This is a genomic window from Streptomyces graminilatus (genome assembly GCF_001418565.1).
Lineage (GTDB): Bacteria > Actinomycetota > Actinomycetes > Streptomycetales > Streptomycetaceae > Streptomyces > Streptomyces graminilatus.
The window spans coordinates 1-15927 of record NZ_LIQQ01000070.1 but is presented as its reverse complement, the minus strand read 5'-3'; the positions used below and the strand labels follow the sequence as shown (position 1 = coordinate 15927).

Genomic DNA, 15927 nt, shown 5'->3' with positions numbered 1-15927 from the left:
CGCCGTTCCAGGACTCGAAGTGGTTGCCGATGAGCAGGGGGGCGCGGTTGCCGTCGTAGGCGCGTTCGAAGCCCTTGAGGAGGCCGTCGCGGTACTGGTCGCCCCAGTACTCGTGCCGGGCCTCGGCGCCCGCGCGTGCCCCGGACTGGTTCATGTAGAAGTTGTAGTCCATGGTCAGCGTCTCGTACTTGTGGCCGGGCATCGGGACGAGCTGCATGGACAGGTCCCACAGACCCTGCTTCTTCGCGGGCCACAGTTGTTCGTTGACGCCGCTCGTGTCGTAGCGGAAGCCCAGCTCGCGGGCCGCGCTCATGAAGTTCTTCTGCCCTTCCAGGCAGGGTGTGCGGGCGCCGACGAGTTCCTTCNNTTCCTTCTCGTAGTCGAAGGGCAGCGGGGACGCCTCCTTCATGCCCGTGTTGGTCTTCCAGGACTCAACGAAACGTTTCGCCTGGGCGATCTCGTCCTTCCAGTCCTCCACCGACCACTCGCCGACCCCACCCCCGCTGCCGCAGAAGTGGCCGTTGAAGTGCGTGCCGATCTCGCTGCCCTCCAGCCAGGCGAGCCGCAGTTGCCTCACGGTGTCGGCGATGCCCCGCTCGTCGTTGAAGCCGATGTCGGAGCGGCCCGGTGAGTGCCGGGGCGGCCGATAGAGGTCGCGCTTGTCCTCCGGGAGCATGTACACGCCGCTCAGGAAGTACGTCATCGCCGCCTTGTTGGCCTTGGCCACCTTGCGGAAACGGGAGAACAGCCGCTGACTGTCCTCACCCGCGCCGTCCCAGGAGAAGACGACGAACTGGGGCGGCTTCTGGCCCGGCTTGAGCCGTTCGGGCCTGGGCTGGTAGGGCTGGGCTCCGGTGTAGGCGGTGGAGCCGTCGCCGATCAGCCGGGCCGCGCTCCTGGGGGCCGGGGCCGGCGCCGCCTTCTTGGCACCGGCCGCGCCTTCCTTCGCGCCGGAGGAGCCGGTGGTTCCCGCGCCGCAGCCGGCGAGTGACACGGCGCAGGCCGCGACGGCCACGACGCCCGCGGTGATCCTCTTGGTGACGGCCATCTCCGCCCACCTCTTCCTTCGTTCGGGCCGGCGCTTTCGGGCGCGGCGCCGTCAAGGTCGCACGGAGCCCGAGAAGGAATTAGTACGACAAGCCGATGAAAAGTTCAGTTCACCCCCCGGAGTGATTTACTGACCCATTTGCCCGGAAAATACATACACGCACTTTACTGTGCATTACGATCCATTTACCGAGCGTTGAATCCCGCCGCTTGCACGCCGTGACCCACGGCCGCGACCCGCCCCCCGCCATCGACGGGGGGACCACCTGTTCCGCGACCGCGCTGCCCCGGAGGAGACGGGAAACATGTCTGCCTGCGTACCCACTCGCGCCCCCGACCCGACTCGGACGGAGCGCATGCACCAGCCCCACAGCCCCCCACCGCCACCGGCCCCACCTCGCCGCTTCCGCCTCGCGGGCGCCGATGTGTCGGCCTCCATCGCGGTCTTCCTGATCGCCCTGCCCCTCTCCCTGGGCATCGCCCTGGCCACCGGCGCCCCGCTCCAGGCGGGCCTGGTCGCCGCCGCCGTGGGCGGACTCGTCGCCGGACGGCTCGGCGGCTCCCCGCTCCAGGTGAGCGGCCCCGCCGCCGGGCTCACCGTCGTGACCGCCGACCTCATCCAGCGGTACGGATGGCGGACGACCTGTGCCGTCACCGTCCTCGCCGGGCTCGTCCAACTCGCTCTCGGCTGCCTGCGCGTGGCCCGCACTGCGCTCGCCGTCAGCCCCGCCATCGTCCACGGCATGCTCGCCGGGATCGGCGTGACCATCGCCGTCGCCCAACTGCACATCGTCCTCGGGGGTACGCCGGAGAGCTCGGTCCTCGACAACATCCGGGCGCTGCCCGCCCAGCTGGCCGGACTCCAGCCCGCCGCCGTGTCGATGAGCCTGCTGACCCTGACCCTGCTGCTGGCCTGGCCGCGGATTCCCGGCCGGGTGGGGGGCGTGCTGCGCAAGGTGCCGGCCGCGCTCGTGGCCGTCAGCGGCGCCACGCTCACCGCCGCGCTCGCCGGACTGACCCTGCCCATGGTCGACCTGCCGTCCTGGCGCAGCCACGCACTGGCCGGCCTGCCCGAAGGGCCCGTGCTCGGCATCGCCGCCGCCGTGCTCACCACCACGCTGGTGTGCAGCGTGCAGTCGCTGCTCGGCGCGGTCGCCGTGGACAAACTCGTGGCCTCCCGGCCCGAGCTGCTGGCCGGCGGAACGGGGCGGTCGGGGGCCTCGGCCCGCGTCGGCCGCTCCGACCTGAACCGTGAACTGCTCGGACAGGGCGCCGCCAACGTCGTGTCCGGGGTGCTCGGCGGGCTGCCGGTCGCGGGGGTGGCCGTGCGGAGTTCGGCGAATGTTCAAGCCGGTGCCGTGAGCCGGAACTCCACGATGCTGCACGGCGTTTTCGTAGTAGTCGCCGCGCTGCTGATGGTTCCGATCCTGGAGCTGATCCCGCTCGCCTCACTCGCCGCCCTGGTGATGGCCGTCGGCATCCAGATGGTGTCCCTGCACCACATTCGCACGGTGACTCGCCACCGCGAGGTCCTGGTCTACGCGGTGACGACCCTGGGCGTCGTCGTTCTCGGCGTCCTCGAAGGAGTGGTGCTGGGCGTCGCGGTCGCCGTCGCCGTCGCCCTGAACCGCCTCGCCCGCACCCGCATCACCCACGAAGTGAGAGACGACAGAACAGACGACAGGACAGGAGGAACCCATTACGTACGCGTCCGAGGCCAGTTGACGTTCCTCGCCGTGCCCCGGCTCAGCCGGACCCTGCACCTCGTGCCCCAGGGGGCCGACGCCGTCGTGGAGTTGGACGGGTCGTTCATGGACCACGCGGCGTACGAATCGTTGCAGCACTGGCAGAACACGCACACCGCGCAGGGCGGCACCGTGGAGGTGACCGGCCGGGCGGGGACACGTATCGCCGAGCCCGCCGACGCCTCCGACTGCCGCTGCCGGCCTTGGACACCCTGGCGCAACCACCAGTGCGAGGGCCCCGAGTCCGGACCCGGACGCGGGGAGCGGGCGGACGGGCTCGTCGGGAAGCGCGGCCCCACCTGGTCACCCGGGTCGCACGGGTCTCCTGGATTCACCGGGTCCCCCGGCTCGTCCGGTCAGGCCGGTGCGTCCGGTCAGGCCGGTGCGTCCAGTCAGGCCGGTGCGTCCGGTCAGGCCGGTCCGGTCGGCTCCACGGGACCGTTCGGTGCCGTCGAGCCGAGCGGGCAGCAACTGGCGCGCGGTATCAGCGCGTTCCAGCGGAACACCGCGCCGCTGGTGCGCGGTGAGCTGGCCAGGCTGGCGCGTGAGGGGCAGCAGCCCTCGCAGTTGTTCCTGACGTGCGCCGACTCGCGCCTCGTCACGTCGATGATCACCTCCAGTGGTCCCGGCGACCTGTTCGTCGTACGGAACGTCGGCAACCTGGTGCCGCGCCCCGGCGAGGAGAGCGGGGACGACTCGGTGGCGGCGGCGATCGAGTACGCGGTGGACGTACTGAAGGTGCGTTCCATCACGGTGTGCGGGCACTCCGGGTGCGGGGCCATGCAGGCGCTGCTGGCCATGGAGCCCGGCGAGGCGCGGACGCCGCTCAGACGGTGGCTGCGGCACGGGCTGCCGAGCCTGGAGCGGATGACCGCGAAGAACCGGCCCTGGACGCGGCTCGCCGGGCGGGCGCCCGCCGACACGGTCGAGCAGCTCTGCCTGACCAATGTGGTCCAGCAGTTGGAGCATCTCCGGGCGCACGAGTCGGTCGCGCGGGCGCTGCGGGAGGGTGTCCTCGAACTGCAGGGGATGTATTTCCACGTGGGCGAGGCACAGGCGTATCTGCTCACCGGGGCGGTGGACGGCGACCAGGTGTTCGATCATGTGCGGGCGGCCGGGTTGTCCGCCTGACGGAAAGGCAGTGAACCGGGCGAGCGTCGCGTACGTGACCTTGATTGTCCCCCCACGGAGGGGCCCGCCGGCAAGAGCGACCCGGGAAGACCGAAAGGTCTAAACCAATTTCGGGTCGGCCCTTGTCAGCGGGCCCTCCGGTCTGATGAGCTGTGGCCTGGGACACAACGGAAGACACAACGGCCGCCCCGGCAAAGCATCGCAAGGGAGATGTCGTGAGCAACGAAAGCCTGGCCAACCTGCTCAAGGAGGAGCGCAGGTTCGCGCCACCCGCCGAGCTGGCCGCGAACGCCAACGTCACGGCGGAGGCGTACGAACAGGCCAAGGCTGACCGGCTCGGCTTCTGGGCCGCGCAGGCCCGCCGGCTGACCTGGGCCACCGAGCCGACCGAGACGCTGGACTGGTCGAACCCGCCGTTCGCCAAGTGGTTCAAGGACGGCAGCCTCAACGTCGCGTACAACTGCGTCGACCGCCATGTCGAGGCGGGCCACGGTGACCGGGTCGCCATCCACTTCGAGGGGGAGCCCGGCGACAGCCGCGCGATCACCTACGCCGAGCTCAAGGACGAGGTCTCCAAGGCCGCAAACGCCCTGCTGGAGCTGGGGGTCGAGAAGGGCGACCGGGTCGCCGTCTACATGCCGATGATCCCGGAGACGGCGATCGCGATGCTGGCGTGCGCCCGTATCGGCGCCGCGCACTCCGTCGTCTTCGGCGGGTTCTCCGCGGACGCGCTCGCCACCCGCATCCAGGACGCCGACGCCAAGATCGTCATCACCAGCGACGGCGGCTACCGGCGCGGCAAGCCGTCCGCGCTCAAGCCCGCCGTCGACGCGGCCGTCGAACGCGTCGACAACGTGGAGCACGTGCTCGTCGTCCGCCGCACCGGCCAGGACGTCGAGTGGCACGAGGGCCGGGACGTGTGGTGGCACGAGGTCGTCGAGCGGCAGAGCACCGAACACACCCCCGAGGCGTTCGAGGCCGAGCAGCCGCTGTTCATCCTCTACACCTCCGGTACGACGGGTAAGCCCAAGGGCATCCTGCACACCTCCGGCGGCTACCTCACCCAGGCCGCCTACACCCACCACGCCGTCTTCGACCTCAAGCCGGAGACCGACGTCTACTGGTGCACGGCCGACGTCGGCTGGGTCACCGGGCACTCGTACATCGTGTACGGGCCGCTGGCCAACGGCGCGACCCAGGTCATGTACGAGGGCACGCCGGACACCCCGCACCAGGGCCGCTTCTGGGAGATCGTCCAGAAGTACGGGGTGACGATCCTCTACACGGCGCCGACCGCGATCCGTACGTTCATGAAGTGGGGCGACGACATCCCCGCCAAGTTCGACCTCTCCTCCCTCCGGGTGCTGGGGTCGGTGGGCGAGCCGATCAACCCCGAGGCGTGGATGTGGTACCGCAAGCACATCGGTGCCGATGTGACGCCGATCGTCGACACCTGGTGGCAGACCGAGACCGGCGCCATGATGATCTCCCCGCTGCCCGGTGTGACCGAGACCAAGCCGGGGTCCGCGCAGCGGGCGCTGCCCGGTATCTCCGCGACGGTCGTCGACGACGAGGCCCGTGAGGTGCCCGACGGGGGCGGCGGCTACCTGGTGCTGACCGAGCCGTGGCCGTCCATGCTGCGCACCATCTGGGGCGACGACCAGCGGTTCCTGGACACCTACTGGTCCCGGTTCGAGGGCAAGTACTTCGCGGGTGACGGCGCCAAGAAGGACGACGACGGCGACATCTGGCTGCTCGGGCGCGTGGACGACGTCATGCTCGTCTCCGGGCACAACATCTCGACGACGGAGGTCGAGTCGGCGCTGGTGTCCCACCCGTCGGTCGCCGAGGCCGCCGTCGTGGGTGCCGCCGACGAGACCACCGGGCAGGCCATCGTCGCCTTCGTCATCCTGCGCGGCACCGCCTCCGAGACCGACACCCTCGTAGCCGAACTGCGCAACCACGTCGGTGACGTCCTCGGCCCGATCGCCAAGCCCAAGCGCATCCTGCCGGTCGCGGAGCTTCCCAAGACCCGCTCCGGAAAGATCATGCGCCGCCTGCTGCGCGACGTCGCCGAGAACCGGGAACTGGGTGACGTGACCACACTGACCGACTCCACCGTCATGGACCTCATCCAGACGAAACTGCCCGCGGCGGGCAGCGAGGACTAGGAACAGAGGACGAGGGTTCCTCCGGGCGGCGCATCCCGCGCATCTTAGGTAGGCTAAAGATCGCGTCAACAGCGCGACAAGATCCGTACCAAACGACATGGATCGATGCGGATCGATACTCAAGGTGCGCCGGGAAGTCTGGTCGGCATGCGTTTCATGCTGCCTATCGACCGGAGGAATCCCCGTGGCCGCTCCCCGCAACGCCAACCGCAAGTTCCTCGGGCGGCTCTCGCTGCCCGAGCGGACGTACGTCGCGGACGCGCTGCGGACCGAGACCGTCGGTGGGGTGCTGCTGCTGGTCGCCGCGATCACCGCGCTGATCTGGGCGAACACCCCGATCAAGGGCAGCTACGAGGCCGTCCTCGACTTCCACGTCGGGCCGGCCGCCCTCGGGCTCGACCTCTCCCTCCAGCACTGGGCCGCCGACGGACTCCTCGCGATCTTCTTCTTCGTCGCCGGTATCGAACTCAAGCGCGAACTCGTCGCCGGGGATCTGCGTGACCCGAGGGCCGCCGCGCTGCCCGTGGCCGCCGCCCTGTGCGGAATGGCCGTACCGGCGCTCGTCTACACCCTCACCAATGTCACCGGCGGTGGTTCGCTCGCCGGGTGGGCCGTGCCCACGGCCACCGACATCGCCTTCGCGCTCGCGGTGCTCGCCGTCATCGGTACGTCCCTGCCGGGCGCCCTGCGCGCGTTCCTGCTGACGCTCGCCGTGGTCGACGACCTGTTCGCCATCCTGATCATCGCGGTCTTCTTCACCGCCGACCTGAACTTCGCCGCGCTCGGCGGCGCGCTCGTCGGCCTCGCCGTCTTCTGGCTGCTGCTGCGCAAGGGCGTACGCGGGTGGTACGTGTATGTGCCGCTCGCGCTCGTCATCTGGGGGCTGATGTACAACAGCGGCATCCACGCCACCATCGCCGGTGTCTCGATGGGCCTGATGCTGCGGTGCACGACCCGGACCGGCGACGGGGAGGAGCGTTCGCCCGGTGAGCGGGTCGAGCATCTGGTGCGGCCCCTGTCGGCCGGGCTCGCCGTGCCGTTGTTCGCCCTGTTCAGCGCCGGGGTCTCGGTGTCCGGCGGGGTGCTGGGCGAGGTGTTCACGCGGCCCGAGACGCTCGGGGTCGTGCTCGGTCTCGTCGTCGGGAAGACGCTCGGGATCTTCGGCGGGACCTGGCTGACGGCACGTTTCACCCGGGCCTCGCTCAGCGACGACCTGGCCTGGGCCGATGTCTTCGCCGTCGCCTCGCTCGCCGGGATCGGGTTCACCGTCTCGCTGCTGATCGGCGAACTCGCGTTCGTCGGCGACCCCGTGCTCACCGACGAGGTCAAGGCCGCCGTCCTGACGGGCTCCTTCATCGCCGCGCTCGCCGCGACCGTACTGCTGAAGATGCGGAACGCCAGATACCGCAGGCTCTGGGAGGCGGAGGAGCGCGACGACGACCTCGACGGCATCCCCGACATCTACGAGGAGGACGATCCGGCGTACCACCTGCGCATGGCCGGCATCCTCGAGGGGAAGGCGGCCGAACACCGGCGTATCGCCGCGCTCAGGGCCGCCGAACTGGAGGCCGCCGAGCGGGACCGGCTTGCCGAAGTGGCGGGCGGGGCGGGCGACGAGGGTGACGGTCCGGCATGATCTGACAGACACGCAGACGTCGGGCAGGCTGGTCGGACACCCGGTCAGGTGTGCGGGCCAGGCACGTACGTTGAGACGTCCGAGCAAGAAGACCAAGACAACCATGACACCAGGGAGATCTCGATGAGCGCACCCGACGGCAGCCCGGTCGGCGCCGAACGCAGCATCGGCCAGTTGTTCGCCTCGGCGACGACCGAGATGTCCGCGCTGGTGCACGACGAGATCGCGCTGGCGAAAGCCCAGCTCAAGCAGGACGTGAAGCGCGGTGTGACGAGCGGGGGCGCGTTCACGGTGGCCGCGACCGTACTGCTGTTCTCGCTGCCGATGCTCAACTTCGCGCTCGCGTACGCCATTCGGACCTGGAGCCACTGGAATCTCGCGGTCTGCTTCCTGCTGTCGTTCGCCGCGAACGTCCTCCTCGCCGTCCTCCTCGTGCTGGTCGGCGTCGTCTTCGCGAAGAAGGCGAAGAAGGGCAAGGGCCCGCAGAAGGTCGCCGCGTCCATGAAGGAGACGGCGGGCGTCCTCCAGAACGCCAAGCCACACCCCCGGCCCGCCCCGGTGAGTGACTCGGTCGAGGTTGTGGCACGCTCGACCTCATGACGGACCCCGCCACACCCCCGGCGCACCCCTCATCGGCGCAGCACGCCTCCGCCGTACGGCTCGACCTGCCCGGCGGGCGCGAGGTGATCCACCGGGACGTCGCCGCGAACGGCGCCCGGTTCCACATCGCCGAGCTGGGCGACGGGCCGCTGGTCATGCTCGTGCACGGGTTCCCGCAGTTCTGGTGGACCTGGCGGCACCAACTGGCCGCCCTCGCCGACGCCGGTTTCCGGGCCGTCGCCATGGACCTGCGGGGCGTGGGAGGCAGCGACCGTACGCCACGGGGTTACGACCCCGCGAACCTGGCCCTCGACATCACGGGCGTCGTACGGTCCCTGGGCGAGCCCGATGCCGCGCTGGTCGGCCATGACCTGGGCGGATACCTGGCGTGGACGGCCGCGGTGATGCGCCCCAAGCTGGTCCGGCGGCTCGTGGTCTCCTCGATGCCGCATCCCCGGCGCTGGCGGTCGGCGATGCTCTCCGACGTCAGGCAGACCGCCGCCGCGTCCTACATCTGGGGGTTCCAGCGGCCCTGGCTCCCCGAGCGGCAGCTCGTCGCGGACGACGGGGCGCTCGTCGGGCGGCTGATCCGGGACTGGTCGGGGCCCCGGCTGCCCGACGACGAGGCGGTGGAGACGTACCGCAGGGCCATGTGCGTACCGTCCACCGCGCACTGTGCGATCGAGCCGTACCGCTGGATGGTCCGCTCGATGGCCCGTCCGGACGGCATCCAGTTCAACCGGCGCATGAAGCGGCCGGTGCGGGTGCCGACGCTGCATCTGCACGGCTCGCTCGATCCCGTACTGCGCACACGCAGCGCGGCCGGCTCCGGGCAGTACGTGGAGGCGCCGTACCGCTGGCGCCTGTTCGACGGGCTGGGGCACTTCCCGCACGAGGAGGATCCGGTCGCCTTCTCGACGGAACTGGTCAACTGGCTGAAGGACCCCGAACCGGACAGGTGACGGGACCGACACGTCCGGTACACGGGAGATGGAACAGCCGTACGACGAACAGCCAATTGCCCGGCGCATAGGCCAATTGGGGGCCCGGGGGGCGGTTATCGACCTTGGGGCAGGGGCAGACGTCGGGGTATGGGCTGGACGCACGACTACAACGAAGTAGCACGCAATCGCCGCTCGGGCCACGGCCCGAGTTCCCACCAGGGAGGTTCCCCGCACCTCGCGGGAACCGATCTGAGGGTGGGAATCCCGCGCATCCTGCGCCGTAGGGCCCGCTGGGTCTCGATGCGCCTGCGCCACCCCCGCCCCTGAACCGCCGGGCCACCGAGCCACCGAGTCCCGTACGGGATTCGCCGTACGGGACTCGTCCGTCGGGGTCCGCCCCAAGAGGGCACCCGCTCAGAGCGCGCAGTTGTCGCTGTCCACCTGCTGGTTGGCGGTGCGCCCCTGAGCGATGTCGTCCTGGATCTCGTCCGCCGTGAGCGCGTAACCGGTGTCGGGGTCGTCGAGGGACTTCGCGAAGACCACCCCGTACACCCGACCGTCGGGCGTGAGCAGCGGGCCGCCGGAGTTGCCCTGACGGACGGTCGCGAACAGGGAGTAGACATCGCGGCGGACCGTGCCGCGGTGGTAGATGTCCGGTCCGTCGGCCGTGATGCGACCGCGCACGCGCGCGGGACGTACGTCGTACGACCCGTTTTCCGGGAAGCCGGCGACGATCGCACTCTTCCCGCTGCTCGCGTCCTCGGTCGAGAACCGCAGCACGGGCGCGCGCAGATCGGGCACGTCGAGTACGGCGATGTCGCGCTCCCAGTCGTAGAGGACGACCTTCGCGTCGTACTTCCTGCCCTCGCCGCCTATCTGGACGGTGGGCTCGTCGACGCCGCCGACCACGTGCGCGTTGGTCATCACACGTCGCTGGCCGAAGACGAAGCCGGTGCCCTCCAGGACCTTGCCGCAGCTCTGGGCGGTGCCCACGACCTTGACGATGGACCGCTGGGCGTTGACGGCGACCGCGCTGTTGGCGAGCGCGGGGTCGGGCGGGTCCACCTCCTTGATGGGCTCGTCGGAGAACGGGCTGAAGACCTGCGGGAAGCCGTTCTGCGCGAGGACCGAGGTGAAGTCCCGGAACCAGGTGTCGGCGTCCGAGGGGAGCACCTCCTGGACCCCGGCCAGCACCTTGGAGCCGCGGACCTCCTTGCCCACCGTGGGCATCGTGGTCTGCGCGAGGGCGGCGCCGATCAGCCAGGCGACCAGGAGCATCGCGACGACGTTGACGAGGGCCCCGCCGGTCGCGTCGAGGGCGCGGGCGGGCGACCAGGTGATGAATCTGCGCAGCTTGTTGCCGAGGTGGGTGGTCAGGGCCTGGCCGACGGAGGCGCAGACGATCACGATGACGACCGCGACGACGGCGGCGGTCGTACTCACCTGGGCCTCGTCGGTCACGCCGTCCCAGACGACGGGCAGCAGATAGACGGCGACGAGACCGCCGCCGAGGAAGCCGATCACCGACAGGATGCCGACGACGAAGCCCTGGCGGTAGCCCACGACCGCGAACCACACGGCGGCGACCAGCAACAAGATGTCCAGCACGTTCACTGCCACTGCTTCGAGCCTCGCCTCGTCATTCCGGTCGCTTTCCGGGCCGGGGGTCCGGGGGTCGTCCCCCGGAAATCACAGCACGAGGCCCACCCTGTCACGCGCGCCAGTCCAGCGGGACCTGCTTGTTTCTGTCCCACGGGCGCTCCCAGCCCGAGTAGTGCACGAGGCGGTCGATGATCCCTGCCGTGAAACCCCACACAAGGGCAGATTCGACCAGAAATGCCGGACCTTTGTGACCGCTCGGGTGTACGGCGGTGGCACGGTTCGCCGGATCCGTGAGATCCGCCACGGGGACCGTGAAGACCCGGGCGGTCTCGTTCGGATCGACGACCCCGACCGGTGTCGGCTCGCGCCACCAGCCCAGCACGGGTGTGACGACGAAGCCGCTGACCGGGATGTAGAGCTTGGGCAGTACGCCGAAGAGCTGGACGCCCGCCGGATCGAGCCCGGTCTCCTCCTCGGCCTCGCGCAGCGCGGCCCGCAGCGGACCGTCGCCCTGCGGATCGCCGTCCTCGGGGTCGAGGGCGCCACCGGGGAAGGAGGGCTGACCGGCGTGGGAGCGCAGCGAACTGGCCCGCTCCATGAGCAGCAGCTCGGGCTCGCCGCCACCGCCATCACCTTCGACGCTGTTTGCGGCCTTCGCCTCACCCTCGCCGAAGAGGATCAGCACGGCCGACTGGCGGCCGGCGCCGTCCTTGGGCGGCAGGAAGCGGCTCAGCTGGAGCGGCTCGACCGTCTCGACGGCGTGCACCACCGGGTCGAGCCAGCCGGGCAGGCCGTCCTTGCTGAGCGTCACCTCGCCGCCCTGTGTGTCGCTCGCGCGCGTCACCGCCACCCCCGTTCTGCTGCTTTCAACGCCTGCGGCCGCCCCGTTGGTTCCGTGGATGCCCAACAGCTCCGGGCCATCGCCCCGGGCCTCACCGTGTGCCTCATCCGGCTGCCAGTGGTGGCGCCGGGATGCCGCCCGCGTCGAGGTACGCCTGCGGCGGGTTCAGCCGCTGACCGGGGAAGCCGCCCTTCTCGTACTTCAGGAGCTTGCGCGCCTTCTCCGGATCCGTCTCGCCCTCCCCGTACGCCGGGCAGAGCGGCGCGAGCGGGCAGGCGCCGCAGGCGGGCTTGCGGGCGTGGCAGATACGGCGGCCGTGGAAGATCACGTGGTGGGAGAGCATCGTCCAGTCGCTCTTGGGGAAGAGCGCGCCGACGGCGGCCTCGATCTTGTCCGGGTCCTTCTCCGCCGTCCACTGCCAGCGGTGCACGAGCCGCTGGAAGTGCGTGTCCACGGTGATGCCGGGGCGCCCGAAGGCGTTGCCGAGCACGACGAAGGCAGTCTTGCGGCCTACGCCGGGGAGCTTGACGAGGTCTTCGAGGCGGCCGGGCACCTCGCCGCCGAACTCCTCCGACAGGGCCTTGGACAGCCCTATGACGGACCTGGTCTTCGCCCGGAAGAAACCGGTCGGGCGCAGGATCTCCTCGACGTCCTCGGGGTTGGCCGCGGCCAGGTCCTCGGGGGTGGGGTACTTGGCGAAGAGGGCGGGTGTCGTCTGGTTGACCCTCAGGTCGGTGGTCTGGGCGGACAGGACCGTGGCGACGAGGAGTTGGAAGGAGTTCTCGAAGTCCAGCTCGGGGTGTGCGTACGGATAGACCTCGGCGAGTTCGCGGTCGATCCGGCGGGCGCGCCGGACGAGGGCGGTGCGGGACTCGGCGCGGGGCGGCTTCGGGGCGGGGGTTTTGGAGGCGGCGGCCTTGGAGGCGGGCTTCGCGGTAGCGGTCTTGGAGACGGCAGCCCTGGAGGCGGGCTTCGAGGAGGCGGCCTTGGAGACCGATTTCGGGGCGGCGGCCTCGGACGTGGTCTTGGAGGCGGCGGCCTTCGACGCGGGCTTCGCGGTAGCGGCCTCAGAGACGGCGGTGTTGGAGACGGCAGCCTTAGGGGCAGCGGTTTGAGAAGCGGCGGCCTTGGAGGCCGACTTGGCGGCAGCCTTGGAGACCGGCTCGGGTGTGGCCGCCTTCGCGGAGGGGGCCTTCTTCGTCGCGGCCGACTCCCTCGCCGCCGGCCTCTTCGCCGCCGCCGAGGCAGATCTCCTCGTCGGCGCGGCCTTCCTCGCCGGCCCGGCAGGCAGCAGTCCGGGCCGCTCCTCCGGGGTGTCCGTCACGCCCGTACCGTCCTTCTCGGGCGTCCCGGTCACCTTCTTGGCGGCTTTCTCCACCGACATCACCTCTGCCGCTTTCTCCACATTCCGGACCTCACCCGTACCCTGTTCGCCCACAGCGGAATGACGCCTCGCGGCCACCCGCTCAGCCCCCTTGGCCTGTGCTCCCACCGGCAATTTGGACACCCGGCCAGCCTAGAGCCCGGCACTGACATCCGCCCCGGACCCTGGAGATCGGCGCCCAATTGGCCCCCCGCCACACTGATCGGGGCACCCGTGCGGCATCCTTGTGACAGATCACACTGTTTGGACCGTCCGGCAAGATGGGGAGCACGGTCCCCGTTAGCGGGGAGCAAGATCCCCTGAGCAGGTCGACAAGGAGAGAACTCGTGGACGACGTTCTGCGGCGCGCCCCGCTCTTCGCGGCGCTCGATGACGAGCAGGCCGCGGAGCTCCGCGCATCCATGAGTGAGGTGACCCTCGCGCGCGGTGACGCCCTGTTCCACGAGGGCGACCCGGGTGACCGGCTCTACGTGGTGACCGAGGGCAAGGTCAAGCTCCACCGCACGTCCCCGGACGGCCGCGAGAACATGCTGGCCGTCCTCGGCCCCGGCGAGCTGATCGGCGAGCTGTCGCTGTTCGACCCGGGCCCGCGTACCGCCACGGCCACCGCACTGACCGAGGTCAAGCTGCTCGGCCTGGGCCACGGCGACCTCCAGCCCTGGCTGAACGCCCGCCCCGAGGTCGCCGCCGCGCTCCTGCGCGCGGTCGCCCGGCGCCTGCGCAAGACCAACGACCAGATGTCCGACCTGGTCTTCTCCGACGTGCCGGGCCGCGTCGCCCGCGCCCTGCTCGACCTCTCGCGCCGCTTCGGCGTGCAGTCGGAGGAGGGCATCCACGTGGTGCACGACCTGACCCAGGAGGAGCTGGCCCAGCTCGTCGGCGCCTCCCGCGAGACGGTCAACAAGGCGCTCGCCGACTTCGCGGGCCGCGGCTGGCTGCGCTTGGAGGCGCGGGCCGTGATCCTGCTGGACGTGGAGCGGCTCGCGAAGCGTTCGCGTTAGCCGGGAGCGTCCGTACGCGTACGAGGGGCCCTGCCGCATGGCGGGGCCCCTCTCGCGTTCAACGGATTCACCGGGTCAACCGGTTCAACCGGGTCAACGAGTTCAACGGGTTCACCAGGGCGGGGGCCAGTCGGTGACGAGAACGTGCTCAACGGAATGCCGAACGGAATCAAGGGGTGGGTGGGATGCACCAGGACAGAGCTCCCGAGTCGGTCTGGGCGGCGCCGGAACCCGCGAAGCGCCGGCTGCGACTGTTCCGCCGGGACCCGGAGGCGCCGACGCTGTGGCAGTCCGAGTTCGAGCAGCGGGACCTGGGCGAGCCGCTGGGCCTGTGGGCGACGGACGACGCGGTGGCCCTGGTCCGCTTCGACCGCGTGACGGCGTACGCACCGGCGACCGGTGAGCCCCGCTGGACCTGGCAGCCGCCGGGCCGGGACGTGATCGTACGGGTGTCCGAGGACACCCCCGACGGCCTGGGCGTCGTACTGCACCACGACGACGGCGACCAGCGCGCCCCGCACGTCCGCCTCACCGCGCTCGACCTCGGCACCGGGGCGGTGGCCTGGTCGCGTGAGCAGCCGAAGGACGGGCTGGGGCACATAGGCGCCGACCACGCGCGCGGGGTGGCGATCGGCGGCGGGCGGACGGCGACCGTCCTCGGCGGGACGGCGGACGCGCCGCCGACCGTCCGGTGCCTCGAAACCCGTACCGGCGCCCGCCAGTGGGAGCGACCGCTCCCGGACCGCTGGGGCCACGAGTTCTCCGTCCTGGCGGCCGACCCACCGGTCCTGTCCGTCCGCAACCACGCCAAGCGCTCCCGCCCCCGGCTGTACGTGGTGTGCGAGGGCGCGGAGTGGTACGTCGAGCTGCCCGACGGATACAAGGACTTCGGGCCGGCCGTCGCGCTCGTCGGCGACACGCTCGCCGTCGGCCTGGAACCGGACGACCCCGCCGGCGAGGACGAGAAGGGCGCCGACACGGTTCTGCGCGCCTACTCCGTCCCGACCGGCGAGCAGCTCTGGGAGTGGCGCGTCGATCACGGCCGTACGCTCCATCCGCTGGCCCACCGCGGGTACTTCCTGGTGGGCAACGGCTACGGCAGCCGGGCGACCGTCCTCGACCCCGCCGACGGCCGGGTCGTCGCGGAACGCAGACTGCCCGGCTTCAGCTACCGGGCACGGTACGCCGCCTGGAACGACCATCTGGCCGTCGCGTGCCACGCGGTGAGTGAGACGCGCCGGGTACGGGTGTTCCGCTGGAAGTGACGGAAGTGGGTGCACGCGCGTGCACGACGGAAGGACGCCCAGGCCCTGACAGGGCCTAGATGAGGCCGTGTTCGCGCAGGTACTCCAACTGGGCGCGTACGGAGAGTTCGGCGGCCGGCCACAGGGAGCGGTCCACCTCCGCGTACACGTGGGCGACGACCTCGGCGGGGTCGGTGAGTCCGTTCTCGACCGCTGTCTCGACCTGGGCCAGCCGGTGGGCGCGGTGGGCGAGGTAGAACTCGACCGCTCCCTGGGCGTCGTCCAGGACGGGCCCGTGGCCCGGCAGGACGGTGTGCACGCCGTCGTCCACCGTCAGGGACCTCAGCCGCCTCAGGGAGTCCAGATAGTCCCCCAGGCGGCCGTCAGGATGGGCCACCACGGTCGTTCCGCGCCCCAGGACGGTGTCTCCCGTCAGGACGGCCCGATCGGCCGGGAGATGGAAGCACAGCGAGTCCGCGGTGTGCCCCGGCGTCGATACGACCCGCAGCTCCAGCCCGCCGACGGTCACGGCGTCCCCGTGCCCGAGGCCCTCGTCCCCCAGCCGCAGCGCCGGGTCCAGC

13 protein-coding genes and 1 pseudogene are annotated in these 15927 nt (G+C 70.7%); 8 read left to right on the top strand and 6 right to left on the bottom strand.

What is annotated here, in order from left to right; genetic code table 11:
• Together AOK08_RS47095 and AOK08_RS47090 are read right to left on the bottom strand one after the other, a co-directional pair.
• Positions 1–365 (bottom strand): annotated as a pseudogene (locus tag AOK08_RS47095) (polysaccharide deacetylase family protein); the annotation flags it as partial.
• 2 nt (positions 366–367) lie between these two features.
• On the bottom strand, positions 368–1048 hold a 681-nt coding region (locus AOK08_RS47090), incomplete at its 3' end, for a polysaccharide deacetylase family protein (RefSeq protein ID WP_479683314.1).
• 304 nt (positions 1049–1352) lie between these two features.
• On the opposite strand from AOK08_RS47090, the gene AOK08_RS07495 reads away from it, so the two are divergent.
• The 6 genes from AOK08_RS07495 to AOK08_RS47085 all read left to right on the top strand — a co-directional run bounded on the left by AOK08_RS07495 (position 1353) and on the right by AOK08_RS47085 (position 9601).
• On the top strand, positions 1353–3923 hold the full coding sequence (locus AOK08_RS07495; protein ID WP_055524664.1) for a SulP family inorganic anion transporter: 2571 nt from the start codon (positions 1353–1355) through the stop codon (positions 3921–3923).
• A gap of 215 nt (positions 3924–4138) precedes the next feature.
• On the top strand, positions 4139–6094 hold the full coding sequence (acs, locus tag AOK08_RS07490) for an acetate--CoA ligase (protein WP_055524663.1): 1956 nt from the start codon (positions 4139–4141) through the stop codon (positions 6092–6094).
• A 184-nt stretch (positions 6095–6278) separates the two neighbouring features.
• Positions 6279–7730 carry a Na+/H+ antiporter NhaA gene (gene nhaA, locus AOK08_RS07485; protein ID WP_055524662.1) on the top strand — a complete coding sequence of 484 codons (1452 nt, stop codon included), beginning with the start codon at positions 6279–6281 and terminating at the stop codon, positions 7728–7730.
• 123 nt (positions 7731–7853) lie between these two features.
• Positions 7854–8330, top strand: coding sequence for a phage holin family protein (locus tag AOK08_RS07480; protein ID WP_055524661.1), 477 nt, complete (start codon positions 7854–7856; stop codon positions 8328–8330).
• The gene (locus tag AOK08_RS07475; RefSeq protein WP_055524660.1) at positions 8327–9292 is read left to right on the top strand and encodes an alpha/beta fold hydrolase; all 966 of its coding nucleotides are present in this window, start codon (positions 8327–8329) and stop codon (positions 9290–9292) included. The genes AOK08_RS07480 and AOK08_RS07475 overlap by 4 nt, the downstream gene beginning before the upstream one ends.
• A 129-nt stretch (positions 9293–9421) precedes the next feature.
• The gene (locus tag AOK08_RS47085; protein WP_079053894.1) at positions 9422–9601 is read left to right on the top strand and encodes a hypothetical protein; all 180 of its coding nucleotides are present in this window, start codon (positions 9422–9424) and stop codon (positions 9599–9601) included.
• Between the two features lie 87 nt (positions 9602–9688).
• Here the strand turns inward: AOK08_RS47085 and AOK08_RS07470 are convergent, their stop codons facing one another.
• From AOK08_RS07470 to nth, 3 genes are all read right to left on the bottom strand, one after another.
• A complete protein-coding gene (locus tag AOK08_RS07470) occupies positions 9689–10888 on the bottom strand; it encodes a MarP family serine protease (protein ID WP_055524659.1) in 1200 nt (399 codons plus the stop codon).
• Positions 10889–10985: 97 nt separating this feature from the next.
• Positions 10986–11720, bottom strand: coding sequence for an NUDIX hydrolase (locus AOK08_RS07465; RefSeq protein WP_055524667.1), 735 nt, complete (start codon positions 11718–11720; stop codon positions 10986–10988).
• 100 nt (positions 11721–11820) lie between these two features.
• The gene (nth, locus tag AOK08_RS07460) at positions 11821–13008 is read right to left on the bottom strand and encodes an endonuclease III (RefSeq protein ID WP_055524666.1); all 1188 of its coding nucleotides are present in this window, start codon (positions 13006–13008) and stop codon (positions 11821–11823) included.
• 419 nt (positions 13009–13427) lie between these two features.
• Between nth and AOK08_RS07455 the strand changes: the two genes are divergently transcribed.
• Positions 13428–14102, top strand: a complete 675-nt coding sequence (locus tag AOK08_RS07455; protein WP_006382668.1) for a Crp/Fnr family transcriptional regulator — start codon at positions 13428–13430, stop codon at positions 14100–14102.
• A gap of 185 nt (positions 14103–14287) precedes the next feature.
• Positions 14288–15367 carry an outer membrane protein assembly factor BamB family protein gene (locus AOK08_RS07450; protein ID WP_055524658.1) on the top strand — a complete coding sequence of 360 codons (1080 nt, stop codon included), beginning with the start codon at positions 14288–14290 and terminating at the stop codon, positions 15365–15367.
• A gap of 55 nt (positions 15368–15422) precedes the next feature.
• Here the strand turns inward: AOK08_RS07450 and AOK08_RS07445 are convergent.
• Positions 15423–15927 (bottom strand): MBL fold metallo-hydrolase (locus AOK08_RS07445; protein ID WP_157876599.1); only part of this gene is annotated, 505 nt, incomplete at its 5' end.

Bases quoted from the DNA above. Each gene is read 5' to 3' on its own strand.
- AOK08_RS07495 (WP_055524664.1), top strand. From the start codon at position 1,353: ATGTCTGCCTGCGTACCCACTCGCGCCCCCGACCCGACTCGGACGGAG.
- AOK08_RS07480 (WP_055524661.1), top strand. From the start codon at position 7,854: ATGAGCGCACCCGACGGCAGCCCGGTCGGCGCCGAACGCAGCATCGGC.
- AOK08_RS07475 (WP_055524660.1), top strand. From the start codon at position 8,327: ATGACGGACCCCGCCACACCCCCGGCGCACCCCTCATCGGCGCAGCAC.
- AOK08_RS47085 (WP_079053894.1), top strand. From the start codon at position 9,422: ATGGGCTGGACGCACGACTACAACGAAGTAGCACGCAATCGCCGCTCG.
- AOK08_RS07450 (WP_055524658.1), top strand. From the start codon at position 14,288: ATGCACCAGGACAGAGCTCCCGAGTCGGTCTGGGCGGCGCCGGAACCC.